The sequence below is a fragment of the Pseudomonas sp. LBUM1652 genome (assembly GCF_059716105.1).
This window is the reverse complement of record NZ_CP166804.1, coordinates 6,257,157-6,281,968: the sequence shown is the minus strand read 5'-3', so window position 1 is coordinate 6,281,968 and position 24,812 is coordinate 6,257,157. Positions and strand designations below refer to the sequence as shown.

Here is a 24,812-nt window from a genome sequence, read left to right as displayed (position 1 = left end):
AATAGAACAATGACTAAAAAGATTTTTGTAACCGACACCATCCTGCGCGACGCCCACCAATCGCTGCTCGCCACCCGCATGCGCACCGAAGACATGCTGCCGATTTGCGACAAGCTCGACAAAGTCGGCTACTGGTCGCTGGAATGCTGGGGCGGCGCGACGTTCGACGCCTGCGTACGTTTCCTGAAAGAAGACCCGTGGGAACGTCTGCGCCAACTGCGCGCCGCGTTGCCTAACACGCGTCTGCAAATGCTCCTGCGTGGCCAGAACCTGCTGGGCTACCGCCACTACAGCGACGATGTGGTCAGAGCCTTCGTCGCTAAAGCCGCTGTTAATGGCATCGACGTGTTCCGCATCTTCGACGCCATGAACGACGTGCGTAACCTGCGCGTGGCTATCGAAGCGGTGAAAGCGGCGGGCAAACACGCCCAAGGCACCATCGCCTACACCACCAGCCCGGTGCACACCATCGACGCCTTCGTGGCGCAAGCCAAACAAATGGAAGCCATGGGTTGCGACTCGGTGGCGATCAAGGACATGGCCGGCCTGCTGACCCCGTACGCCACTGGCGAACTGGTCCGGGCGCTGAAAGCCGAGCAGTCGCTGCCGGTGTTCATTCACTCCCACGACACCGCCGGTCTGGCGACCATGTGTCAGCTCAAGGCCATCGAAAACGGCGCCGACCACATCGACACCGCGATCTCCAGCTTCGCCTCGGGCACTAGCCACCCAGGCACCGAATCGATGGTCGCCGCCCTTAAAGGCACCGAGTACGACACCGGTCTGAACCTGGAGCTGCTGCAAGAAATTGGCCTGTACTTCTACGCCGTGCGTAAGAAGTACCACCAGTTTGAAAGCGAATTCACCGCCGTCGATACCCGTGTGCAAGTCAACCAGGTGCCGGGCGGGATGATCTCCAACCTCGCCAACCAGTTGAAAGAGCAGGGCGCGCTGAATCGCATGGCCGAAGTGCTGGCGGAAATCCCGCGTGTGCGTGAAGACCTCGGTTTCCCGCCGCTGGTGACCCCGACCTCGCAGATCGTTGGTACTCAGGCGTTCTTCAACGTGCTGGCCGGCGAGCGCTACAAGACCATCACCAACGAAGTGAAGCTCTATCTGCAGGGTGGTTACGGCAAGGCACCGGGCGTGGTCGACGAGAAGCTGCGTCGTCAGGCCATCGGCAGCGAAGAAGTCATCGACGTGCGCCCGGCCGATCTGCTCAAGCCGGAAATGACCAAGTTGCGTGCCGACATCGGCGCACTGGCCAAGTCCGAAGAAGACGTGCTGACCTTCGCCATGTTCCCGGACATCGGCCGCAAGTTCCTTGAAGAGCGTGCCGCCGGCACCCTCACGCCGGAAGTGCTGCTGCCGATTCCAGAGCCAGGCAGTGTCGCGTCGGCGGGCGGTGCGGGTGTGCCAACCGAGTTCGTCATCGACGTCCACGGCGAAACCTACCGCGTTGATATCACCGGTGTTGGCGTGAAGGCTGAAGGCAAGCGTCACTTCTACCTGTCCATCGACGGCATGCCGGAAGAAGTGGTGTTCGAACCGCTCAACGAATTCGTCAGCGGTGGCAGCAGCAAGCGCAAGCAGGCCTCTGCACCGGGCCACGTCAGCACCACCATGCCGGGCAACATCGTCGATGTGCTGGTCAAGGAAGGCGACACCGTCAAGGCTGGCCAGGCTGTGCTGATCACTGAAGCCATGAAGATGGAAACCGAAGTGCAGGCGGCCATCGCCGGTAAGGTCACCGCCATTCATGTCGCCAAGGGCGACCGGGTGAATCCGGGCGAAATCCTGATCGAGATCGAAGGCTGAGATAACGGCCGCGATCCAACGCTTTAAACCTCGGGGGGGCATGTGCTCCCCTTTTTTTCGCCTGAAATTACTGACTCACACAAATCCCCTGTGGGGGCGAGCAAGCTCGCTCCCACAGGGACAGTGTTCAGACCATCAGAACGCCATTCGCCACTGGCCTATCACGCCCTGATTGCGGCTCTCGGTACCGTACTCACCGGTGACACCCACGCCCAGTGTGTGGTTGGCCGACAGTCCGAGATCGAGACTGGCGTCGATGCCCAGGCTGTTGCGATCCAGCGCGGCACCGGCCACTTTGAAGCGCTTGCCACCCTTGACCAGTTGCTGGCGAGTATCGCTGTCGAGCTCGCCGAAGGTGTGTTTCCAGCCGGCACTGAATCGAGGTGTCAGGCTCATGCCGTTATCCAGGCGATTGAGTTTTGCCGTGCGCAGGCCAAAGGTACTGCTGAGGTTATCGCGGGTTTGCCCAGAAACTTTCAGCGCTGCATCGCCGCCTTTTTCGCTGTAGCTGTCACGTTGATAACGTTGATAGCCAAGGCTGGCGAATGGCTCAAGCGTGACGTTGTTACGACCGAGGTTGAAGCCCAGTTCGGCAAAGGCTTGCTGGGTGTTGGCGTCGTAATTGCCTTTGAGGCGATCGCTGAATCCGTTGAACGCCACCCGACGTTTACTGCTGCCGTCATGGCTGGCATAGGTGGCGCCGAGGCGCAGCGCCAGCGGTCCGTCCTGACGTACGGCGTAGGCGCCGAGGTGCCAGCTGTCGAGGTCGCCATCGTACTGGCGGGCATCGAGTCTGGTCTGGGATTTGCCACCCAGCAGACCGACATGCCATTGCTCATCGAGCCGCCAGTCAGCGCCCACGACCAGACCCTGGGTGGCGTGTTTCAGGGTGCTGTCGAACTCGCGGTCGACCTTGCCGCCATGACCGAGTGCCTGAACCCAAACTCGGCCAGAGTCTGCACCGCCAGCGGCTTGGCGAGGATTGTTGCCGGAGCCATGGGCGGAACTGCTGCGGTTATCGAGTTGGCGCATGGCCGAAAGCATGCTCGCGCTCACGGGCGTGACGGCGCTCAGTGTGGCTTTGGCGAGGTTGGCGTTGCTGCCGGCGGCGAGTTGTTCGATGGCGACAGGAGCGGATGTTTTACTGCTGTTCACAAGGGCGCGAACGGCGGTGTTGAGAGTGGCAGCCTTTGGCGTGTCAACGCTGCGGGCCAAGGCTCGGCCACTGGTGGATGTCGCCAGTTCCTGGAATGTTACGTCGTTGCGCTGATAGGTCAGTGCCACGGCAGTCTCGGTGTAGGAAAGCGTCGGCGTCATGAAGGCCAGGTTGGTACTGACTCTTGCGAATTCGCCGTCGATTTTGCCGGCACGCAAAACCGGACGTACTGTGCTGTCGGCGTATTCGCCGGGGGTGCCGTAAACAACGAGATCGGCATTTCCCAGTGTGGCGGTACCTTCAACCAAAATGGCATCAGAGAACTTGTCAGGGGTTACTCCGTAGGAAACTGTCGCCCCTTCACCTAACGTCAGATTGCCGTTGATTTTTGGCGATCCAAGGTCGGGGTTGGCGATCAGGAAACCCTCTACGTGCAGGTTTTTGACATTACCGGAACCCCCGTAAAAGGCTTTTGCGTCGACGTAGGCATCACCTTTTATCGAGCCGTTGTTGATCAGACTGGCGTGCGTTTTAACTTCGGCACTACCGTTGAAATCATGGTGCAGTTGCCAGTTTCCTCGTGCAACTCGCACACCTTCAAAGTTTGCTGTTTCACCAATCTCGCCGCCTTCGGAGGCGTTCAGCAGCAAGGCGTTTTTGCCCGCGCCACCGTCCAGCCGCCCAGCCCATCGGTCACCGTTGTTGATGACCAGCAGGTCGTCCCCGTCCCTGAGTTGTAATGCGCCGTCGCTGTTTTGGAATGCTTCCGATAGGGACGTGAGCTGCGTGGTATAGGCATTCTGAAAACCGTCGAACGGGTTTTCATCTGTCTCGGCTAACGACGTTTCGCCAGTGGCTGGCTCGGGGAATTCAAGATCTTTAAAGAAGGCGTCATCGAACGCGACAACTACATGCCGCTCCTTTATGGAACGAAGGGTGGTTTTCAGCGGACCGATAAAGTCCGGGATCGCAAAGATATCCTCGATAGGCTCGAAGTCATCGATGGTTGCCTCGGAAATGACAGGCGCAGCAGGAGCAGCCGCTTTGGGTTTTTTACGCGCTTTGCTTCCTTCTGCGGCGGCAATAATAACGGGGTCATCCGCATTCTGAGCGACGGAGGTCTCTACGCAACAAACAGTAAGCGCAACGGCCAAAGCCAGGTGTTTCGGTTTGAATTTGTGTTGAACGGGCATCAAGAAAGGCCTCTTTTGATAGGAGTCCCAACTCTATTGATGCACCGAAAATTCCGATGTCGGCTGCTTCCCGCAGTCTTGCAGGCGACATCGCATCATTCTGTAGAAATCTTCCCTCAGATCCGGAACCGGTATTTTTACTCGACTACACCGATTCCTTTTCCTACACCCAATCAAGACCTCGCCGGCTGTTCAACATCAAAAACTCATCTGCCACTGCCCAATCAACCCATGATTGCGACTGTTGCTACCCATTTCACCGCTGTAACCCACACCCAGCGTATGCCGAGCAGAAATCCCAACGTCCAGGCCCGCCTCCAGCACCAGACTATCGCGATCCAGCGAACTGCCATCGACACTGAACGCCGTGCCGCCGACCACGAAGGCCTGACGCGTCGAGCTGCTGACGTCGCCATAGGTGTGCTTCCAGCCCACCGCCATGCGCGGGGTCAGGCTCATGCCGTTGTCCAGGCTGCTCAGGTGCGCCAGGCGCAGGCCGAAGGTGCTGTTGAAGTTGTCCTGGGTCTGGCTGTCGACTTGCAGCGCCGCGGCGCCGCCCTTTTCCCGATAGCTGTCGCGGTGGTAGCGCTGGTAGCCGAGGCTGGCGAACGGTTCGGCGCTGAGACGGCCGCTGCCCATGGCGTAGCCGAGTTCGGCGAAGGCTTGCTGGCTGTCGGCGTCGTAGTCGCCTTTCGGGCGATCGCTGAAACCGTTGAAGGCGATGGTGCGTTTGCTTTCGCCTTGATGGCCGCTGTACGCCGCGCCGAGGCGCAGAGAGATCGGGCCGTTCTGATGCAATGCGTATACGCCGGCATGCCAGCTCTCGACATTGCCATCGACGCCGGTGGCGTCCAGATCGGTTTTCGAATAACCACCGAGCACGCCTAGACGCCATTGCGGATTCAGAGACCAGTCGGCACCGAGTACGCTGCCCTTGGTGCGCTGTTCCAGACCGCTGCTGCCGTGTTCGCCGTCGAGCTTGCCGTAGCCACCGATGCCTTGCAGCCAGAGGCGGCCGCGCGCGTTCGGATCATTCAGGTTACGCGCTGCGGATGGCACGCCGTTGGCCGCCAACACCGGTGTATCGCGCTGATCGAGGCCGACCATCAGTCCCGGGCTGCCGCCGATCTGCTGCATCGCCGAGAGCATGCTGCTGCCGATCTGACTGCTGGCGCCGAGGGTCGCGCTGGTGAGGTTGGCGTTGCTGGCGCCGGCCAGTTGCTCGATCGCCGCGCCGGCCGTGCTTTGGGTGGTGTTAAGCAACGCGTTGTACAGCGCGTTGTTCTTGCCCATCGAGGCCAGGCTGTTGGCGGCGTTGCTGCCGTTGCCGGTGGCGGCGAAATCATTGAAGGCCACGTCGTTGCGGGTGTACGTCAGATCGACTTGAGTCGGCGTGTAGGCCAGCGTCGGCGTGAGAAACGCGTAGTCGCTGCTGACTTTGCCGAAGGTGCCGTTGACCTGTGCCGCTTGCAGCACGGTGTAATGGCTCTGCCATGGATAAGTGCCGCTGCCGGGGTTTACCGCCAGGGTCGCGCCGTTGAGATTCGCGGTGCCGCCGACCTGCACTGACGCGCTGCTGCCGTCGGCGTTGACGCCGTAGGCGAGGGTGGAGGCGCTGCCCATGTTCAGGTCATGAACAATGGTCGCGCGGCCGAGGCTGGTGTCGGTTCGCAGCGTGCCGTTGACGTTGAGGCTGCCCACCGAACCACCGCCGGCATATACACCGCCGGCATCCACGGTCAGGTTGCCTGCGATACTGCCTTGGTTGATCAGCGTCGCGTTGTCACGCACCGCACCGCCATCACTGAAATCGCCAGTACCGGTCAGCGTCCACGCGCCTTGCTTGACCTCCAGCCATTCAAAGTTGCGACTCTCGCCGAAGTTGCCGCCCGCCGCGTCGTCCATCACCACCCGGTCGTACCCGCTACCGCCATCGACCCTACCGACGAAGCGACTGCCATTGCGCAAGTTCAGGCTGTCATCGCCGCCGCCCAGATCCAGCGCCAGGCCATTGCTGCCGCTGATCGTGCCGCCGTTGATGACGTTGTCGGCGAACTCTCCGACAAGCTTCACGCCGAAACCGTCGAGGCCCTGGATGGTGCCGAAGTTCTCCAGCGTGGTCGCCGCCAGCCCCGAGCCACCGCTGCCGTCATCCACCAGAATGGCACTGGTGGCGCCGCTGATCATCGCGCCGCTGGCGTTGAGAATGTAGCCGCCGCCGAGGGCGATGCCCTCACTGCCATTGGCAAAACCACCCTTGTCGACACCGCCCGCGCCGACGCCTTGGATGGTGCCGTAGTTTTCGATGTGGGCGATCTTGTCGATGTCCACGCCGTCGCCGTCACCGTTGGGTTGCAGCCCGGAGTAGGCGCCGGTGATGGTGCCGTGGTTGATCACCGTGCCGTCGCCATCGGAACCGAAGCCGGAGCCATTGCGCCCGGTGATTTGCCCGTAGTTGATCAGTGTTGCGCCGAGGTCGGTGGTGATGCCGTGGCGGCCGCCGGAAATGACGCCGTAGTTGGTCACGCTGACACCGGTTGCGGTGTCGATATCGATGCCGTCGAATTTCTGATCGGCGTTGTGCGAGTCTCCCGTGGAGATCTCGCCGTAGTTGGTAATCGTCGCGTTGGCGCCGGTCTTCATGCCGTCGCTGGCGTCGCCGCGAATCAGTCCGCCTGTGCGGTTGATGATCGTGGTTTTCACCCCGTCGCTGCGCAGTGCATCCAGATCCAGCCCTTGGCCGGTGGTGGAGCGGATGATGCCGCTGTTATCAATCAACAGACTGCCGCTGACGAAGTTACTGTCGATGCGCAAGGCATCGTTGGCGCCGAGAATCTGCCCGCCGCTGCGGTTGTAGAGGGCGTAGTTGCGCGCCTGGGTCAGGTCGCCGCTGCTGTCGATGGCCCGGCCACCGGTTGAAACGATTTTGCCGGCGTTATCGATCACCACCCCGGCGCCGCTGGTGCTGTCCTTCAGGCTGACGGCCTTGCCACTGTTGGTGATGCTGCCCGGCGCCGAAATTGTCAGCGTGTCGCTGCCGCCCAGGGTTTGCGAGGCGGTGGTGGCAGTGTCGATCTGCACGGTTTTACCGTGGGCGGCCGTGGTGGCGATCAACAGGGCGATGGCGAGGGACAGGCGCTGAGGCGGGAAGGGCATGGACGGACGGCCTTTTGTTATAAGCGGGCCGTCCTGTATAGCGATGGGTTTTTACAGAATGATGTCTGTGGTGTTGCAGAACACCTTAAGTTCGGCGCTCGTAAGCCTTGCCGTAATGCCGTTCCATGCGCGCCTGGATCAGCTCCAGCCCGATCGACATCACCCAGTAAATGATCGCGGCGGTCGTGAGCATCTCGATGTAGCGATAGCTTGAACGACCATACGACTGCGCCAGAAACATCACTTCCCAAACGCCCATCACCGAGATCAGCGACGAGTCTTTGAGCATCGAGATGAATTGGTTGGTGGTCGGCGGGATGATGGTGCGCATGGCCTGGGGCAGGGTGATGCGCCAGAAAATCACGCTCTCGCGCATGCCCAGCGCCAGCGACGCTTCGCGTTGGCCGTAGGGGACGCCGAGGATGCCGGCGCGGAAAATCTCGCTGAGATAGGCGCCGTAGTTCAGCGACAGCGCGATGATCCCGGCAGCGATGGCGCCGGGCACGATGCCCAGTTGCGGCAGGCCGAGGTAGATCAGCAGGATCTGGATCAGCAGTGGCGTGCCGCGAAAGAACGAGGCGTAGAAACTGGCGATGCCAAAGGCCACAGCGCTTTTCGACAGTCGCGCCAAAGCCGTCACGAAGCCCAGTAATGACGAGGTGACAATCGAGCATACGCACAGAAACAACGTCAGCGCCGCGCCTTGCAGGAAGCCATTGGGTGCGAGTTTGAGGCCGACCAGGTTGGGCAGTTTGTCGAGGATGATCGAGAACTTCAGGTCGAAGCTCAGGAAGAACCCGGCGAACAGGCAGAACATCACCGCCCATGTCAGGTACAGCCGCGTACGAAAACCGAAGAGTCGGCGCAGACGTGATTCAGCCACCGGTTGCGGTGGCTGTGGAGGTGTCGGAAAAGAAGTCATTGACTGATATCGGCGCCGATCCATTTCTGCGAGAGCTTGCTCAGTGTGCCGTCCTGCTTGAGCTGCGCAAACACCTCGCGCACTTTCGCATCCCACTGGGCATCACCCTTTTCGATGGCCACCGAGTTCGGCTCCGAATACAGCGGCGCACCGGCCAGTTTGAAGCGCTTGTCTTCATTCAGGCGTGGCTGCGCAGTGACGAGGTTGGTGAGGATCGCATCCAGTCGCACGCCAGCGCCCAGGCCCAAGTCCTGGAAGGCAACGTTGTCGGTGTCATAAGGGGCGATCTGCACCTCTTCGAACGGGTACTGCAACTGCGTGTCTTCGGCGCCTTCGATGACCAGATTCTTGTTCAGATAGCTTTCGTAGCTGGAGGCGCTGGTGAGGCCGACTTTCTTGCCGCTCAGATCCTTGGCACTGTGGATGCGATCGTCTTTGGCGTTGACCACGATCACGGCTGGCGAAGCGTAGTACTCGACCGGGAAGTCGAACACCTCGGCGCGGGCCTTGCTCGGGGTCATCGAGCAGATGCAGATGTCGTAGCGCCCGCTCCAGCGGCCGGCGGCGATGACATCCCAGGACGGTGTTTCGAGGCGCAGCTTGACGCCGAGTTTGTCCGCCACGGCTTTGGCCACATCGACGTCGAAGCCGTCGAGCTGGTTCTGCTCGTTAAGGAACGAGAAGGGTGGATAGCTCTCCATCAACACGCCAACCAGTTCTTTTTTCTGCTCGACGCGATCCAGCGTGGCGCCGCCGAAGGCTTGAGTGGAGGCGGCCAGAATCGTCAGGCCCAGGGCCAGTAGCGGTTGAAATTTCACAGTCGATCCCTGGTTAAAAAAGAGGTTGTTATTAACGGAATGGTGCGTATTAAATAGTTATAAGAACGACTCTGATAGTGAGTTATTTTCATAAGCTTATGAGTGAAAGGCATATGGGCGCAGCAAACACGATTATTCTCGATGGCGGCATGGGCCGTGAGTTGCAACGCGCCGGTGCGCCATTCCGGCAGCCAGAGTGGTCAGCCCTGGCGCTGAGCGAAGCGCCGCAAGCAGTGGAAGCGGTACACGCCGCCTACATCGCCAGCGGTGCCAATGTGATCACCAGCAACAGTTACGCGGTGGTGCCGTTCCACATCGGCGAAGAGCGCTTCGCCGCTGAAGGGCAGGCGCTGGCGGCGTTGGCCGGTGAACTGGCGCGGCGTGCGGTAGAGGCTTCGGGCAAAGCTGTGCTGGTGGCTGGTTCCTTGCCGCCGTTGTTCGGTTCTTATCGCCCGGATCTGTTCGAGGCGTCCCGCGTGACCGAGTTGCTCAACCCATTGGTCAAGGGCCTGGCACCGCACGTTGATCTGTGGCTGGCGGAAACCCAGAGTTCGATCGTCGAGGCGCGCGCCATTCACGCCGGCCTGCCGCAGGACGGCAAGCCGTTCTGGCTGTCGTTTACCTTGAAGGACGAAGACACCGACGAAGTGCCGCGTTTGCGTTCCGGCGAGCCAGTGGCCGACGCGGCTGCAGTGGCCGCCGAGTTGGGCGTTGAGACGCTGTTGTTCAATTGCAGTCAGCCGGAAGTGATCGGCGCGGCGATTGATGCGGCGCGCGACACCTTTGAACGTCTGGGGGTGAAGATTCACATCGGCGCGTATGCCAATGCGTTTCCGCCGCAGCCTAAAGAAGCCACGGCCAATGACGGACTCGACCCGTTGCGCGAAGATCTCGACCCGCCGGGTTATCTGCATTGGGCGCTTGATTGGCAGCAGCGTGGTGCCAGCCATTTGGGCGGTTGCTGCGGGATCGGCCCGGAGCATATCGCGGTGCTGGCGCAGAAACTCGGTTAAGAGAAGAGGCCTGATACGACAGAAAAATCGCCAATTTTTCTTGTGCAGTAAACCTCTGTCGCCGCTCTTGTTTAAAGCCTATTGGCTTTACGTCTTGCGACCTACAAAACCTTGCGCCGCTGCCTACGCATGCACCAGAATCCGCCGGCTTGTGCGCCTTTGGCTGGCTGCGTAACTTGGTTTGCATCACTGATTTCCAGTGATCGGGCTTAGCGGCCCGGCTAGTCACTACGGTTGCACATATCTATCCAGTCAGGCATTCGCCTGCACTTGATGGTGGCTGTGCGCATGGCACCTTCGGGTGCACCGGGTTTTTGGTGACTACCGGTCCGCTAACTTGCGCACAGCCGCCACCCTTTCGCTTAGCGGCGAAAAGATGGCGGCCTCACAGAGGTTAGTCACCATGTTCAAACCAACGCCAAACCCGCCGACGACAGACCCGGCATCCCCCTACGAATCGCCCGATTCAAAGAAATTCCACGAAGCCGCCGAGCGCGCCCTCGACCACTATCTTGGCCCATCGGCGGCCGACATCATGGCCGCGCCTTACAAACCCAACGCGCTCTACATGGCAAGCCCCGAGGCCGACAACGAGTCCTTGCTGGTAGATGCCAGTGAAACCCTTGGCTCGGCCACCGTCATGATCAACAACCATATCGTGCAGGTTGAAGGTACCCACCGCAAAACCCTGCAAGGCATCGCGCAGGTGGTGATGCTGGCAGAGCTGGCGGTCAATCGGGTGCTGGACAGGTTAGTGCCAACGGAGTGATCAACGCGCTGGCGGCGCATTCGCATGTGCTGCCAGCACATTGGCTGGGAAATACGTTGTTGAGGCGTGAATGACCCGCGATTGAAAAAGAGGGATCTGAAATGAGCCTGACCGTTGCCGAACGCACTGTGCTTATTGAAAACATAAAAGAGGGGCTGGCGCAGGAAACGCTTGAGATCGGTGAGGCCGTTCGCCGCTTGCGTGTGGAAGTGACGGGTTTGCATCAGACCCAATTTGCGAAAATGTGCAAAATTTCGGTTCGTACCTTGGTGCACATCGAACACGGTGAAGGTAATCAGACGCTGAAGTCGCTGAACGCCGTGTTTCGTCCGTTTGGGATGAAGATGGGCGTTGTGCGGATTCGGCGAGATATCAGTTAAAGATCAAAAGATCGCAGCCTGCGGCAGCACCTACATTTACCTTGTGTAGGAGCTGCCGAAGGCTCGGGCCGCGTTCGGACGATCTTTTGCTTTTAAAAGGTTAAGAACGGCACTCGACCAACCCTTTCACCTGCCCATCAGGCGTCTGGTTTTCATCCGACAGCCACCGCTCAAACCCCGCCGCAATCGCCGGCCACTCACCATCCAGAATCGAGTACCACGCAGTGTCGCGGTTCTGACCCTTGACCACCATGTGCTGGCGGAACACGCCTTCGAAGCTGAAGCCCAAGCGCTCGGCCGCGTATTTGGAGCGGGCGTTACCGTTGTTGCACTTCCATTCGAGGCGGCGGTAGCCCAGCGCAAAGGAATACTTGGCCAGCAGGTACACCGCCTCGGTGCTTTTTGGCGAGCGCTGCATCGGTGCGCCGAAGGTGACGTGGCCGATTTCGATGCGGCCCTGAGCCGGGACGATCGACATCAGGCTGAGGATGCCTTGCACTTGATTTGTTGCGCGGTCGATGACGCTGAAGAAATACGGATCGCTGCTGGCTGCGTGATTGTTCAGCCAGGCATTGAACACGCTGCGCTCCGGGAACGGGCCGTAGGGCAAGTAATCCCAGAGTTTCGGGTCGGCACCGGCGCCTTGCAGGGCGTTGAACAGCTCGTCGGCGTGGAGCGTCGGGTCGAGTCTTTCCAGACGGATGAAGCGGCCTTCAAGCAGTTTGGTGGTGGGGGCAGGGACGCCTTTCCAGTCGGCAAGTGAAGCAGTCATGAGCGTCTCTCCTTAAAGGGCTTTGCGAAACTGGATGAACCCCGGGCGCTCGGCGATGCGCTCGTAGAGCTGGATCGCGGTGGCATTGGTTTCGTGGGTCAGCCAATGGACTTTGCAGCAACCGTCGGCCTTGGCCGTGGCGTAGACGTGTTCGATCAGCAGGCGACCGACGCCGCTGCCGCGAGTGTGTTCCTCGACCAGCAAGTCTTGCAGGTAGCAGGAGTTTTCGATGCTCCAGTTCGAGCGATGGTAGATGTAATGCACCATGCCCACCGCTTTGCCGTCAGCCCAGGCGAGCGCGGCATGAGTCGGCTCGCCCGGATCGAGAAAGCGCTGCCAGGTGCTGTGCGTGACGGCGTCCGGCAGTTCGCCTTTGTAGAAGGCCAGGTAAGCCTGCCACAGCGGCAACCAGGCAGCGTGGTCGCCGGCGGTAACTGGGCGGATATCGATCTGACTCATGTGTTTTCCTTAACGCATCAATTGGGCAAGGGTTTGGTCGTTGACCTCTGGGCTGGCCGCGAGCCCTTCGCGCACACCGGCAATATCCTCGGGGCTGCGGTTCTGGCTGAGCTTGCGTTTGCCTTCGAGACGATCGATGGGAATGGCGAAACCGACGATGGCCTTAAGCATGCCGTCGATGTAATCGGCGGGGGCGTCGTCGACCTTCCATGGTTGCGCACGGCCGGCTTCATGGCGGTCGGTGAGGGTGCTGACGATGTCGAGCAGGCGTCCGCCATCACTGAAGGTTTCGGCGTGGCCATAGGCGTGGACGGCGACGTAGTTCCAGGTCGGCACCACTTTGCCGTGTTCGGCTTTGCTTGGGTAAAAGCCCGGGCTGACGTAGGCGTCCGGGCCGGCAAAGATCAGCATCGCTTCGGCGCCGTCGCGCAGGTCTTTCCACTGCGGATTGGCCTTGGCCAGATGCCCGTAGAGCGTGCCGTTCTCGCCTTGCTCGCAATGCAGCAGCACCGGCACATGGCTGGCTTGCAGACCGTTTTCGCCGTGGGTCACCAGAATGGCGAGGCGGGTGGCGAGGATCAGTTCGTGGAGCTGCGACAACTCGTCGATGGCAAAGGCGCGTGGCGTGTACATGGAGATATTTTCCTTGGCGAATGCCAGCATCGTAGGCAGGCTATTGGTCTGTTGTAAGAGCCATTGATGACCAATTTCATAGGTCCATTGCCATGCCCGATTCGAGCACGCTGTCGCTTTCCTTCAACCCGGCCGGTATTGAACTCGACCGTCGTCAAGGCTTGAGTCGTCAGCTCTATCAAGAACTGCGCCTGCGCGTACTCGACGGTCGATTGAGCAGTGGCACGCGGCTGCCGGCCAGCCGTGATCTGGCGGCGGCACTGGCGATTTCACGCAACAGCGTGGTTCGCGCTTACGATCAGCTCTACGCCGAAGGCTTCATTGAGGGGCGGGTGGGCGATGGTACTTACGTGGCGCAATTGCCCGGTGAGCAACTCTCGGCAAAAAAACTATCCACAAAAGTATCCACAGGGTTTTCAACAGGCTTATCCACAGCCTTATCCACAAATTGGCTGGATTTGCCTGTTGATCCATCCAGTAAAGTTATCCACAACGATCCGCTGAGTCGGGTGAAAAACAACCATTTATCCAAACCTCCCAGTGGTCCGCCACGGGCATTTCGCGTCGGCGTGCCGGCCTTCGATCTGTTCCCGTTTGACGTCTGGGCCAAGCTCAACGCGGCTTTCTGGCGTAAACCGGATCTTCAGCAGCTCTGTTACGGCGACCCGGCTGGCGATGCGCGCCTGCGCGGGCTGATCGCCGCTTATTTGCGCAGTTCGCGCGGCATGCAGTGCTCGGCTGAGCAAATTGTGATCACCAGTGGCGCGCAGCAAGGCATTAGCCTTTGTGCACAGCTGCTGGTGGAGCCGGGCGACGGTGTTGGCATCGAAAATCCGGGGTACCGCGCGGCCGGCCATGCGTTCGCTGTGGCGGGTGGCCGGTTGCGCGGGATTGCTGTGGATGAAGAGGGTATGGATTGCTCGGCATTGTCGGCGGCCACTGATTGCCGCGTGGCTTATGTCACGCCGTCCCATCAATACCCGACGGGCGTGGTGATGAGTCTGGCGCGACGTCTTGAGCTGCTGGCCTGGGCTGAACGCACCCAAGGCTGGATCATTGAGGATGACTACGACGGCGAGTACCGCTACACCGGCGCGCCATTGGCACCGTTGGCGGCGCTCGATCGCCAGGGGCGCGTGTTGTATGTCGGCACCTTTGGCAAGGTCGCGTTCCCGGCGTTGCGCCTGGGTTATCTGGTGCTGCCACCGGGGCTGGTGGAAGCGTTTTCGCAACGCCGGGCGGTGGACGTCCGGCATTCCGAGGTGAGCACGCAAGCGGTGATGGCCGAGTTCATGGCGGCCGGGCATTTCCAGCGGCATATCCGCCGGATGCGCCGGGCCGCGCTGAGTCGTCGCAATACCCTGCTCGACGGTTGGCCGACAGCCATCGCCGGTGTCGGCAAGCTGCCGGCGGTGTCTGCCGGTTTGCACCTGACGGTGGCTGTGGACAGCATCGAGCGCGAGCAGCAACTGGTTGAGCAGGCTGCTCGCGTGGATGTGGAGATCAACGGTTTGAGCAATTACTGGTTGCCTGACTCATTGACCTCGCCCGACCAGCGCGCCGGTCTGGTTCTGGGCTTTGCCGCCGTGCCGGAGGTTGCGATCAAAGCGGCGCTGACCCGGTTGCAACAGGTTTGGCGAGAGTGAAGAACACGTTCTCGGCGAGCTGCGTTGAAATCTCGCTGCGGTAAATATCAATGACTTGCTGATTATTGAGGCCGCGCAGTTCATAGGCGCCACCGAGGTGACGCTGTGCGACGGTTTTCATGTGGCCGGCTTCGAAAGCAATGTCCGGGGCGCTCACGCTGGTGTAGTGAAAGTGCGCATAACACAGCACCTTTCGGGTCTTGACCTCGCGTACCTCGTACTCGTCCAGAAAGTCATTGGGACGGCTTTGGAGTTTGCGTCGCGTAACGGTTTTGTAGATGTAGACCTCATCTTTGCTTTTAAGCCACTCGATCCCGGCCGCCGATGGCGGTTGTTGTTTGATCATGCGGATGCGGGTGCTGGTGCCTTTTTCATACAGGCGGGTTGCGGCGTCGCTGAGCGCGTGACCGAGGGCTTCAGTTCCGGCGGAGGAGCCGGCGGTGAGATTGCTGGCGGTCAACGCCTCATCTATTGCTGCATTGGCTCTGGTTAAACGGTCGGCATGGCGGTGGTATTCCTCCTCAATCTCGACGGGAACTCGTCGATCTCGTTTGATGCGGGCTTCGATCAGTCGATGAAACGCCGCCAGCCCGTCGATCAAGGCCTGACCCTGCGCGAGGCTTCTTTTGAGATTCGGTCTGGCCTTGGCAGGCTGCGAGTGTGTACTGGCCTGTTCGACCCATTCCCCCGGCGACTTCTCATGAAACGTAGCGATCACTCCTGTCAGCTCGCTACGCACTTCAACCAGGTCAGTGTCTTGACCATCAACACTTTTTTTCCGCTCGCCGACCAAGGTGCCCTTGAACTTGGTCTTGATGATTTTTCGCCCGGAGGCTGAACCGGAGGAGGGTCTCGACGGCCCGGGCAAGGGGTCGAGTAAATGTTTGTTGCGCAGCAGATCCGCCAGGCGCACATCTGTTCCCGCCTTGAACTCGCTCACCCGCGTGCGTATGTGTCTGAGTCGATCAGTCTGAATCTGGTTGGCAAACTCTGCGGTGAAGTCGGCAAAGCGTTGATCCACCGAGCTGAACTGCTCGGAAACATTGCTCAGGGCTTCGATCCGTTCACGCAGGTTGCTCAGGCCATCGTCGGCGGTCAGATTCAGTGAGCTCTGAATATTCAGCGCAGCATCTTCGATCAGGGTTTCCAAAGCCTGTTGTGCCTCGACCCGGAAGGCGTTCTCGCCGGGCTTGAGGCCGATTTCCTGCCCGAGGCTGATCTGTAAAAGCTTGAGGTCATTCAGGTCGTAGGTCGGCAACGCCTTTCGATAAAGGGCCAGGGTTTCCACGGCGTCCTTGCCCAGCAGTTCCAGTTCCTGGAATCGGCTATGAGCCGACTCGACCTTTTCGATGATGCTCTGGGTCTGATCGGTCATTCGTTCGCAGGCCTGGACAAAGGCCTGCCGTTCGACATTGGCGTCGTCAGCAATCATCGCCATCGTCGCGGTCACGTTGGTTTGATAGTCGGTGGCGTTCTCAGTGAGCCACTGTTGGCCGAGAAACAACTGCATTTCCAGCCGCTGGATCATGGTGGTGCGGTAGTTGGGAATGTTCTGCACCAGGTTCAATGCCTTGATCTGCTCGATGTTCGCGCCGTACGCCTTGCTCTGTGAGTCGAGGGTGTCCAGATACTGTTGGCGTGCCACGTCAACGGCTTGTGGCTGAGCAGCGGTCATTGCGCTGTGGGCCTGGTCGAGCCGGGCTTGCTTATCCTCCATGGTCAGGTCGAAAGCCTTGAGGTCGGCGGTGAGTTTTTCGGCTTGTTTGTCGCGTTTGCTTTTGGCTTCCTTGCGGCGATTGCGCAGCCCGCCTCCGCGCAGGCGCAAGCGAAGATCGAGGACCCATTGACCGCCGGCGGTGCGGGTCAGCAAGGGGCCTTTTAATGGCGGTTGCTGACGTGAGTCGATGATCTGCACGTCTTCGTTGTCATTGATCTCCACTTCAAACCAGCGTTTGCCGACGGGGGCATACCATTTGTTCTCGTGTGCATAGAGGTGCTGATGCCGACCTGTACTGGCGGCCTCCCCGAGCCCTTCGGGTTTGGAGATATTGAAGCTGTCGAGCAGGGCGGTCAGCGCAAGGGGCGAGCGCAGTAGCGCGGCGATGGCGTTGACGGAGGTCTCGTGGGCGGCGGGCAACTCGGTACTGGTAATGTCAGGCAAACGGAGCGGTTTGATCACCTCGGAGGGTGGGGTTATTGCCTGCGGTTCTTCCTCCTGCACCAGGGGGAGCGATTCGCTGGCTGGCCTGTCACCGACCGCTGCGCGATGAGCAAGCACCATACCCAGCGCGAGGAAAATATCGGCCAGCGCCGTCCAGGCCACCTTGCCGGACTCTTGATTGGCGACGTCGCTGATCTCCTGCAAGTCGTCCATGATTTGCCATATCCATGCCGCCGTACCAACACTGCGGCCCAGAAACGGTAATGCCGCATTGAATAGCATCCAGCCGCCGCGCTTGAGGCTGGCCCAGCGTGCTTCAGCATTGGAGACGGACTGGCGATCGGCCTGGTTGATGACTGCCTGAACGTTGGTGGTGTGCAGTGTCGCCAGGATATCGCCTTCGATCACTGCAGCACCGAGTGTCACAGGGCCGGACATGTCGAGGGCGGTGAGCGGATTGACCAACAGTTGCGGAATCGTCCACACCGACGGCAGTTTGGCGGTGAACACGAACTGGCTGTAGTTGAATCTCACATCGTCCGGCAACCAGGCCAGAACCGATTCACGCAGTTGCCGGGAATGCTGGATCGCATACAGCAGGTTGGCGTGGCTGGGGTACTGAATCAGTGCCATTTGGAACAGCGGTCGATAAAGCACGCAGGGGCCCTTGTCCGCGTCGCGCGGGCCGATGACGAACATGTTGGTCACGGTGTCGGTCTGTGAACCGCTGCGGTGGGCAGCGAACGCGAGCGGCCGGATGACGATCTCATGCCCATCGACCTGACGCGCCTGGGCACTGCTGTTCAGGGCGGCAACCACATACCGGTAACCGAGTTCGTTGATACCGGCATTGCCACGGATCTTGTGTTGCAGCGCCAGAAGCGGCAGCTCGAGGGATAACTGGCAGGTGTACAACCTCTGCAAGGCCGCCGCGTGCACCGCATCGTCCACCAGCAGCTTTTTCAAGTGTGCGGGGTAGGTTTTGCCAATATCGACGCTGCTGACCAGTTGTTCGAGGTACGTCACGGTCATCCAGTCCGGCAGGGCGCTACCGTCCTTGTAATGCACGGTTTTATTGCCCAGCGGCAGGCCCGCCAGGTTTTGCAGGGCAAGCTCGGTCAGCGACAGGCTTTTGATCTGAATATTGCCCGGCAGGACGAACGTGCCCCACACCTCCAGGCTGGCAATGCTGATTTCGATCTTGTCGATCTTCAGATCTTTTGCTGTCGGGTGATCCTCGAGCATTTGTCGGCTCAGGGCATCGCGAGTAAAGGTCTGCAGGCTGGCAACCTGCTCCTGAAACGACTTGCCCTTGTTCGAATGCTGCAACACCGTCAGGTCCAACAGATAACGACTGTAGGCGGCCTGGTCCGCGGGCGCAGCCTCGTCCAGCCAGACTGGCAGTATCGGACGCATGCGATCGATATGCGGTTTAAGGTTGGGTGGTGGTTGCCGAGGTTTACCGGTGTGCGAGTAGAGCTGATCGGTTGTCGAGCTCCCAAAGAAATTGATCTCCCCGAGGGCGTCGCCTTCCAGGGCGATCAGTGTGCAGGCCTGGTGGTCGAAAAAGTTGCCTTCCGGTTCCAGTAACCGCCACTTGAGCGGGATGCTGGAGGTTCTTTGCCAGGATTTGCGCGGCAATGCGTCGCCGAGTTCATCCAGGGAGTCGAAACTCTGGAAACCATGGATCACTGAATAGGTCAGGATTATCGTGCGCTCGTCGACGCTACCGATCAGCACTGCGCTGTCCAGCAGGGTCAGATGCTCGTTGCTGTCGCCGTCACCCTGGTCGAGGTCAATCAGGCAGGCGCGGGTCTTGTATTTGTCATTGGGCAAGCGCTGTTGTTTGTCCGGGACCTTGAAAACGGCATGGGCCATGGCCCGTTGTTCGGCATCCCAGCCTTGGCGGGCGTCGACGTTCCACAGGTTGCGCAGGGCGTCCGACATTTGCTGCCAGCGCGGCCGCTCCGGGGCGATGAAGGTGCCCCAGTAAGCGATATGTTGTTCTTTGAAGGCGACGAACATCAAAGGCGCAAATTCATTGAGCAGGCGGCCGACCGCGTCGATCTTCACGGGCAGCTGGATTGCCGACCGGCCGGGCTGCAAGGTCAGAAAGTGCTCTCCGTCGAGGTAGTTCACCGTGGTGCCGCTCAGCGTGAGTCGTACCAGAACATCGGTCAGAGACTCGATCTGCTCGCGGCCGGGCACGACTTGCTCGCCTTCGATGACCCACGTTGGTGTCACCACCATGGCCTGTTGCGGATCGATGTGCAGGGTCGGGTACAGCGTCTTGAGCGCCGGTTGCAGCGTTTTCGAGGCGACTTCGCGCAACGAAGGGCCGGTCACCAGTTGTGTCACGACATCAACGGCGCTGGGTATGGAAGATTCGGGCATTGGCAATTCCTGATCTGACGAAAGAGGCGCGCCGCAAGGGCGTCATATCAGGGCAAGGTAGAGGTCACGTTGTGGCGCTGTGCGGTACATAAATGTTGCGGGCAAAAAAAGACCCGCGAGTGCGGGTCGTTTACGGCTGCGTTGCTCTCTACGGGTTTTCAAATCCTTCGAGGACGTTCACCGCGTTGATCCCGATTTCTTCCACGGCGTAGCCGCCCTCCATGACGAACAGGGTCGGTTTGCCAAGGGCGGCAATGCGCTTGCCCATCGCCAGATAATCCGGGCTGTCGAGTTTGAATTGCGAGATCGGATCATCCTTGAAGGTGTCGACACCCAGCGACACGACGATGATGTCGGCGCCGTAGCTGTCGATCTCGTTGCAGGCCTGATCCAGCGCTGCGCTCCATGCATCCCAGCCAGAGCCGGCCGGCAGCGGATAGTTGAAGTTGAAACCCTCACCGTCGCCTTCGCCGTGTTCATCGTCATAGCCGAGGAAGAACGGGAATTCCGCTTCCGGGTGGCCATGAATCGAGGTGAACAACACGTCGCTGCGCTCATAGAAAATCGACTGCGTGCCGTTGCCGTGGTGATAGTCGACGTCGAGGATCGCGACTTTTTTATGGCCCTGATCGAGGAACGCCTGCGCGGCAATGGCAGCGTTGTTGAGGTAGCAATAACCACCCATCAAGTCGCCGGCGGCGTGGTGCCCCGGTGGACGGCAGAGGGCGAACGCAGCGCGTGCGCCACGCTGGATGGCCGCCTGCGCAGTCAGGGCAACTTGCGCTGCGCTGTACGCTGCTTGCCAAGTGCCGGCGGTTATCGGCGCGCCGCCGTCGAAGCTGTAATAGCCGAGTTGGCCGTGCAGGCTGGTCGGCTTGATCGCACGCAAGGTGCGCGCCGGCCAGGTGTAGGGCAACAAATCGCCGTCGGTGTTGAATTCGGTCCAGCGCGCCCACGCGCCTTTGAAGAAATCCAGGTAGTCGCGGCTGTGGATGCGGGCGATCGGTTCGAGGCCGAAATCCTTCGGCGCTTCCACAGGCCCCAGGTGCTGGTGTTGCACCCGTTGCAGCACATGGTCGGCGCGCGACGGCATCTCGAAGCACGGCTTGAGCTGGCCATCGATCAATTCGCAGCGGCCATGGTGCAGGTGGTGATCGTCCGAGTAGATCGTCAGCATTTGTTGTTCTCCGCAGGGCTGAATCGGTTGCCCCAAGTGTTGCGGCGCGAGGCGATTCGGAGAACGGCAGGAAAGGCCAAAAGGGGATTGATCTGGCCAAAAATGCTGACCGCTATTCGCCCCTCGCTGGAGCAGCCTGCCCCCACAGGGTTTATCAGTGCGGCCGGAACTGACTCGGCGCCACGCCGCTCCAGCGCACGAATGCATGGCGGAAACTCGCGGTCTCGCTAAAGCCCAATGTCTCGGCGATACGGTAGATCGGCAACTGATCTTCGCAAAGCATCTGCTTGGCCCGTTCGAAGCGCAGTTCGTCGAGCAGCTCCTGATAACTGCTGCCCATGTCCTTGAGGTGTCGGCGCAAGGTACGTGGCGAGCACTTCATCTGCTGCGCCAAGCCTTCCAGCCCCGGGGCCGCGTTCAACTGGGCGCTGAGCAACTGACGGATGCGCCCGAGCCACGCCTGACGCCCGGTGAACTCGAGGTTTTGCTTGCGGCAGCGTTCGGCCATGGCTTGATGGGTGATGGCATCGGCCAGCGGCAGCGGCTGATCGAGCCAGTGCCGGTCGAAGGCGAAGGCATTGTCCTTGGCGGCGAAGTGCAATGGGCTGGCGAAGTGCTCGGCGTAGCTGTCGCGGTAATCCGGCGCGGCGTGTTCGAACCGCGTGGCGAGTAGCGGCAGCGGATGGCCAAGCAAGTCATCGCAAATGACTTTCAGCGAAACCAGACAGAACTCGGCATTAAACACCGCCATCGCCGGGCTCTCGCGATAATCGGCTGCGACGAACCAGACGCGCTCGCCGTCCTCTTCCAGGCTCAGCTCGAAAAGTGTTCCCAACAGCGCCGGATAACGGATAGCCAGACGCAAAGCGTCACCGAAGGTGGCACAGGTGAGCAGCGCGTAACCGAGCATGCCGTAGCAGGAAACGTGCATGCGCCGGCCCAGTTCCAGGCCGATGTCGTGCTTGAGCGCGACAGCATTGGCGCAGACCTGCATTTCCTGATTGGTGGTGATGCGCGTATCAGCACGGTTCAGATCCGCCGCACTGATGCCGCTGCCGGCCAGCAGTGCTTCGCTCGGCAAGCCTTCTTCGTTGAAGGTTTTGAGAATCAGGGAGACGGCATTGAGGGTGGTGAGGTGGGAGTGGAGCATGGTGGGTTCCAGCCTTAGGAGGCTGGGAACAGAGCAAGTTGCATGCCTATCGCCCTCCTGTAGGAGCTGCCGAAGGCTGCGATCTTTTGATCCGGAAAAACCAAATCAAAAGATCGCAGCCTTCGGCAGCTCCTACAGGGGTTTTGTGTGGTGTCAGATCAGTTCGCCACACAGGTCGAGTTCGACCAGTCGGCGGACTTCAGCGGTTTCCAGGCCTGCCCCCAGCAACCCATGCAACTTGCCGAACGCCGCTTCGCGCGTCATGCCGCCACCGGACAGGACACCGACGCCGCGCAAACGGCTGCCAGCCTCATACACATCCAACTCGACCCCGCCTTCATGGCACTGCGTGACCGCGACCACCACCACGCCCTTATCCCGCGCACGGCCGAGGCTGGCGAGGAATTCCGGGTTGTCGCTCGGCCCGGTGCCGCTGCCGTAGCATTCCAGCACCAGCCCCTGAATGCCGCTGTCGAGCAGGCCGTCGAGGATCTCGGCGCCGATGCCGGGGAACAGCGGCAGCACGGCAACTTTCGCCAATTGCTTTGGCTGGTTGTAGTTCAACGCGGCTGGAATCGAAGTGGCTTTCACGCCGCCGCCCTGACGCTCCAGACGTTTGAACGGGTGACGGCCGAAGCTGCGCACTTTCGCGCAACGGGTTGGTGCCAGCAGTTCGCCGTGAAAGTACAGGTGCACGCCCGGCGCCAGGCCTTGGCCGAGGGCGACCAGCGCACCGCCGAGGTTTTCCCAGGCATCGCTGTCGGTCACGCCCGCCGGCAACATGGAGCCGGTGAAGCACACGCGGGCGTGCAGGCCGAGCAACTGGAAGCTCATGGCTGCGGCGCTGTAAGCCAGGGTGTCGGTGCCGTGCAGGATCAGCACGCTGTCGCAGCCTTGCACGTCCACGGCATCGACCACCGCTTCACGCAGTTGCTGCCAATAGGCCGGGGTCATGTTGGCGCTGTCGATCAGCGGCGACATCTCGCGAAAGCGCCACTGCGGCACGACCAGTTCAGGCTGGCTGTGCAGGTACTCGCGCATCCGCGCTTCAAAACCGGACGCCGGGGCCAGGCCATTGGCGCTGGCCTGCATGCCGATGGTGCCACCGGTGTACAAAACCATGACGTGCTGGGCGGCAGGATAAGTCGACGAATTCATGAGGATTCTCCGAGAGGAAGAGTTCCTGTGGGAGCGAGCAAGTCGGCTCCCACAGTTTTTCGAACTGTAACTGACGGGCGCAGAGGATGCGCCCGTCATTTACCCATCAGCGTTGCGCTGCGGGTACGCCTTGCGGCTCGGCTTCAGTCTTGCCGGCAGCGGCAGGCGGGTTGGCCGGCCAGGCTTTGCGGTCGAGGTCCAGATCCGGGAACTTGCTCGAATCGAACACCGGGGTCTTGATGCCGGCAGCACGCTGGTCATCGTAGTCACGCAGGATGCGCATGCCGACCTTGAACAGCAGGAACAGCGCGATCAGGTTCACAAACGCCAGCATGGTCATGGTGATGTCGGCGAAGGCGAACACGGTGCCGAGGTTTTCGATGGCACCCCAGAAGATCAATACCAGTACCAGTGCGCGGTAGCCGATCAGCGCCTTGCGGTTTTCACCGATCAGGAAGCGCAGGTTGCTCTCGCCCAGGTAGTAGTTGTAGAGGATCGAGGTGAACACGAACAACGCCAGTGCCACCGAGATGAACATCCGGCCCCATTCACCGACCACGGCGGCCAGCGAGTTCTGGGTCAGGGCAATGCCGTCGCCTTCGAAACCCGGGGTGTAGAAACCGGAGAGCAGGATCAACAACGCGGTGCAGGTGCAGATCACGAAAGTGTCGAGGAACACGCTGAACGCTTGAACCACACCTTGTGCCACCGGGTGCTCGACCGAAGCCACCGCCGCCACGTTCGGCGCACTGCCAAGGCCTGCTTCGTTGGCGAACACGCCGCGCTTCACGCCCATGACAATCGCGCTGCCGATCAGGCCGCCGAAAGCCTGGTCGAGACCGAAGGCGCTCTTGACGATGGTCATCAGCATGGCTGGAACGTGGTCGAATTGCAGCACGATCACGTAGAGGGTCACGCCGATGTAGACCAGGGTTTTCACCGGCACCAGCAGGTCAGCGACCTTGGCGATGCGCTTGATCCCGCCGATGAACACCAGACCCAGCAGTACCGCCAGCGCGAGGCCGGTGTAAGTGGTGTCGAGGCCGAAGGCGTTGTTCAGCGAGTGAGTCACGGCGTGGGCTTGCAGGCCGTTGAAGGCGAAACCGAAGGTCACCAGCAACAGGAACGCCATGACCATACCCAACCAGCGCTTCTGCAAGCCGTGCTGAATGTAGTAGGACGGGCCGCCACGGAAGGTGCCGTCTGAATCAGTGCGTTTGTACAGCTGACCGAGGGAGCACTCGAAGAAGCTGCTGGACATGCCGACCAGTGCGGTTACCCACATCCAGAACACCGCACCTGGCCCACCAAGGGTCACGGCGATGCCGACACCGGCGATGTTGCCTGCACCAACGCGGCCGGCGAGGCTGAGCATCAGGGCCTGGAACGAGCTGAGCTGCCCGGCGCTGCTTTTCAGGCTGTCGCGGAACACCGCGAACATGTGGAAAAAGTGACGCAATTGAACGAAACGCGAGCGAATCGTGAAGTAGCTACCGAGCCCGACAATGAGCACGATCAGTACTTTCCCTGAGAGGAAGTCGTTAATGACTTCGAGCATGGATTTTTCCTCGCTGTTTTTTGTGTAAGCAAATGCTGGATGTTCGGAAACATCGCGTTACACCGGTTTGCGCGCGGCACAACAGGTGGGGCGAAGGTTTCGTCCCGGTTCCATTTCGCGGGTTTGTTATTAGTTCGGGTTTCGCATGGGTTATGGCCTCGTTACCGACGACCGCTCACGCGAAGAGGGGCGGCACTATACCGATCAGTGGCGCGCCCGTCTGCACGGTAGTGGTGCAAGCGACGAAACGAAGCTTTGAAACACCCGGCGTTACCGGCGCCGGGCTTGTGCAGGAACTGCTTTTTTGTTGACGCAAACCCTGTGGCGAGGGGATTCATCCCCGATCGGCTGCGAAGCAGTCGCAAAACCATTCGGCGCGGTGCACCGGATACATTGCGATTGCAGTTTTTGGGGCCGCTTCGCGACCCATCGGGGATGAATCCCCTCGCCACAAGGGCTCACCTCCACATGAAGCAATC

Annotated in this window: 17 protein-coding genes; 5 read left to right on the top strand and 12 right to left on the bottom strand. The window is 60.4% G+C overall.

Annotation, left to right across the window (positions count from 1 at the left end; genetic code table 11):
• Positions 1-9 precede the first annotated feature (9 nt).
• Complete coding sequence (gene oadA / locus ACA069_RS28465; RefSeq protein ID WP_187677178.1) at positions 10-1,818, top strand: sodium-extruding oxaloacetate decarboxylase subunit alpha; 1,809 nt, start codon at positions 10-12, stop codon at positions 1,816-1,818.
• 135 nt (positions 1,819-1,953) lie between these two features.
• On the opposite strand, the gene ACA069_RS28460 is transcribed toward oadA, so the two are convergent.
• From ACA069_RS28460 to ACA069_RS28445, 4 genes are all read right to left on the bottom strand, one after another.
• Positions 1,954-4,167 (bottom strand): autotransporter outer membrane beta-barrel domain-containing protein, encoded by a 2,214-nt coding sequence (locus ACA069_RS28460; protein ID WP_497615673.1) that lies wholly within the window; start codon positions 4,165-4,167, stop codon positions 1,954-1,956.
• A 198-nt stretch (positions 4,168-4,365) separates the two neighbouring features.
• Entirely contained in the window at positions 4,366-7,323 is a 2,958-nt protein-coding gene (locus tag ACA069_RS28455) for an autotransporter outer membrane beta-barrel domain-containing protein (protein ID WP_497615671.1), read from the bottom strand.
• A gap of 85 nt (positions 7,324-7,408) precedes the next feature.
• Entirely contained in the window at positions 7,409-8,245 is an 837-nt protein-coding gene (locus ACA069_RS28450) for an amino acid ABC transporter permease (protein WP_497615669.1), read from the bottom strand.
• Entirely contained in the window at positions 8,242-9,063 is an 822-nt protein-coding gene (locus ACA069_RS28445) for an ABC transporter substrate-binding protein (RefSeq protein WP_497615667.1), read from the bottom strand. The genes ACA069_RS28450 and ACA069_RS28445 overlap by 4 nt, the downstream gene beginning before the upstream one ends.
• A gap of 113 nt (positions 9,064-9,176) precedes the next feature.
• Between ACA069_RS28445 and ACA069_RS28440 the strand changes: the two genes are divergently transcribed.
• From ACA069_RS28440 to ACA069_RS28430, 3 genes are all read left to right on the top strand, one after another.
• On the top strand, positions 9,177-10,076 hold the full coding sequence (locus ACA069_RS28440) for a homocysteine S-methyltransferase family protein (RefSeq protein WP_497615664.1): 900 nt from the start codon (positions 9,177-9,179) through the stop codon (positions 10,074-10,076).
• Positions 10,077-10,479: 403 nt separating this feature from the next.
• Entirely contained in the window at positions 10,480-10,845 is a 366-nt protein-coding gene (locus ACA069_RS28435) for a DUF6124 family protein (protein ID WP_497615662.1), read from the top strand.
• Positions 10,846-10,946: 101 nt separating this feature from the next.
• Entirely contained in the window at positions 10,947-11,225 is a 279-nt protein-coding gene (locus ACA069_RS28430; RefSeq protein ID WP_489880199.1) for a helix-turn-helix domain-containing protein, read from the top strand.
• A 100-nt stretch (positions 11,226-11,325) separates the two neighbouring features.
• Here ACA069_RS28430 and ACA069_RS28425 read toward each other — a convergent pair whose 3' ends face one another.
• Genes ACA069_RS28425 through ACA069_RS28415 form a run of 3 tightly spaced genes read right to left on the bottom strand, consistent with a single transcriptional unit; the run spans position 11,326 to position 13,089 of the window.
• The gene (locus tag ACA069_RS28425) at positions 11,326-11,997 is read right to left on the bottom strand and encodes a GNAT family N-acetyltransferase (RefSeq protein ID WP_497615660.1); all 672 of its coding nucleotides are present in this window, start codon (positions 11,995-11,997) and stop codon (positions 11,326-11,328) included.
• 12 nt (positions 11,998-12,009) lie between these two features.
• Positions 12,010-12,456, bottom strand: a complete 447-nt coding sequence (locus ACA069_RS28420) for a GNAT family N-acetyltransferase (protein WP_497615658.1) — start codon at positions 12,454-12,456, stop codon at positions 12,010-12,012.
• A gap of 9 nt (positions 12,457-12,465) precedes the next feature.
• Positions 12,466-13,089, bottom strand: coding sequence for an FMN-binding negative transcriptional regulator (locus ACA069_RS28415; RefSeq protein WP_187677167.1), 624 nt, complete (start codon positions 13,087-13,089; stop codon positions 12,466-12,468).
• Between the two features lie 92 nt (positions 13,090-13,181).
• Here ACA069_RS28415 and pdxR point away from each other — a divergent pair, with 92 nt between their 5' ends.
• A complete protein-coding gene (gene pdxR / locus ACA069_RS28410; protein WP_497615656.1) occupies positions 13,182-14,735 on the top strand; it encodes a MocR-like pyridoxine biosynthesis transcription factor PdxR in 1,554 nt (517 codons plus the stop codon).
• On the opposite strand, the gene ACA069_RS28405 is transcribed toward pdxR, so the two are convergent.
• The 5 genes from ACA069_RS28405 to ACA069_RS28385 all read right to left on the bottom strand — a co-directional run bounded on the left by ACA069_RS28405 (position 14,692) and on the right by ACA069_RS28385 (position 24,333).
• Positions 14,692-19,290 (bottom strand): dermonecrotic toxin domain-containing protein, encoded by a 4,599-nt coding sequence (locus tag ACA069_RS28405; RefSeq protein WP_497615654.1) that lies wholly within the window; start codon positions 19,288-19,290, stop codon positions 14,692-14,694. The genes pdxR and ACA069_RS28405 overlap by 44 nt on opposite strands.
• A gap of 148 nt (positions 19,291-19,438) precedes the next feature.
• Positions 19,439-20,467 (bottom strand): histone deacetylase family protein, encoded by a 1,029-nt coding sequence (locus ACA069_RS28400; protein WP_401266650.1) that lies wholly within the window; start codon positions 20,465-20,467, stop codon positions 19,439-19,441.
• 154 nt (positions 20,468-20,621) lie between these two features.
• Entirely contained in the window at positions 20,622-21,617 is a 996-nt protein-coding gene (locus ACA069_RS28395; protein ID WP_187677164.1) for an AraC family transcriptional regulator, read from the bottom strand.
• A 153-nt stretch (positions 21,618-21,770) separates the two neighbouring features.
• The gene (locus ACA069_RS28390) at positions 21,771-22,775 is read right to left on the bottom strand and encodes an asparaginase (RefSeq protein ID WP_497615651.1); all 1,005 of its coding nucleotides are present in this window, start codon (positions 22,773-22,775) and stop codon (positions 21,771-21,773) included.
• Positions 22,776-22,881: 106 nt separating this feature from the next.
• Entirely contained in the window at positions 22,882-24,333 is a 1,452-nt protein-coding gene (locus ACA069_RS28385) for an alanine/glycine:cation symporter family protein (RefSeq protein ID WP_497615649.1), read from the bottom strand.
• Positions 24,334-24,812: the final 479 nt, after the last annotated feature.

Bases quoted from the DNA above. Each gene is read 5' to 3' on its own strand.
- ACA069_RS28395 (WP_187677164.1), bottom strand. From the start codon at position 21,617: ATGCTCCACTCCCACCTCACCACCCTCAATGCCGTCTCCCTGATTCTC.
- ACA069_RS28390 (WP_497615651.1), bottom strand. From the start codon at position 22,775: ATGAATTCGTCGACTTATCCTGCCGCCCAGCACGTCATGGTTTTGTAC.
- ACA069_RS28460 (WP_497615673.1), bottom strand. From the start codon at position 4,167: ATGCCCGTTCAACACAAATTCAAACCGAAACACCTGGCTTTGGCCGTT.
- ACA069_RS28430 (WP_489880199.1), top strand. From the start codon at position 10,947: ATGAGCCTGACCGTTGCCGAACGCACTGTGCTTATTGAAAACATAAAA.
- pdxR (WP_497615656.1), top strand. From the start codon at position 13,182: ATGCCCGATTCGAGCACGCTGTCGCTTTCCTTCAACCCGGCCGGTATT.
- ACA069_RS28450 (WP_497615669.1), bottom strand. From the start codon at position 8,245: ATGACTTCTTTTCCGACACCTCCACAGCCACCGCAACCGGTGGCTGAA.
- ACA069_RS28455 (WP_497615671.1), bottom strand. From the start codon at position 7,323: ATGCCCTTCCCGCCTCAGCGCCTGTCCCTCGCCATCGCCCTGTTGATC.
- ACA069_RS28400 (WP_401266650.1), bottom strand. From the start codon at position 20,467: ATGCTGACGATCTACTCGGACGATCACCACCTGCACCATGGCCGCTGC.
- ACA069_RS28385 (WP_497615649.1), bottom strand. From the start codon at position 24,333: ATGCTCGAAGTCATTAACGACTTCCTCTCAGGGAAAGTACTGATCGTG.
- ACA069_RS28405 (WP_497615654.1), bottom strand. From the start codon at position 19,290: ATGCCCGAATCTTCCATACCCAGCGCCGTTGATGTCGTGACACAACTG.
- oadA (WP_187677178.1), top strand. From the start codon at position 10: ATGACTAAAAAGATTTTTGTAACCGACACCATCCTGCGCGACGCCCAC.
- ACA069_RS28425 (WP_497615660.1), bottom strand. From the start codon at position 11,997: ATGACTGCTTCACTTGCCGACTGGAAAGGCGTCCCTGCCCCCACCACC.
- ACA069_RS28415 (WP_187677167.1), bottom strand. From the start codon at position 13,089: ATGTACACGCCACGCGCCTTTGCCATCGACGAGTTGTCGCAGCTCCAC.
- ACA069_RS28420 (WP_497615658.1), bottom strand. From the start codon at position 12,456: ATGAGTCAGATCGATATCCGCCCAGTTACCGCCGGCGACCACGCTGCC.
- ACA069_RS28440 (WP_497615664.1), top strand. From the start codon at position 9,177: ATGGGCGCAGCAAACACGATTATTCTCGATGGCGGCATGGGCCGTGAG.
- ACA069_RS28435 (WP_497615662.1), top strand. From the start codon at position 10,480: ATGTTCAAACCAACGCCAAACCCGCCGACGACAGACCCGGCATCCCCC.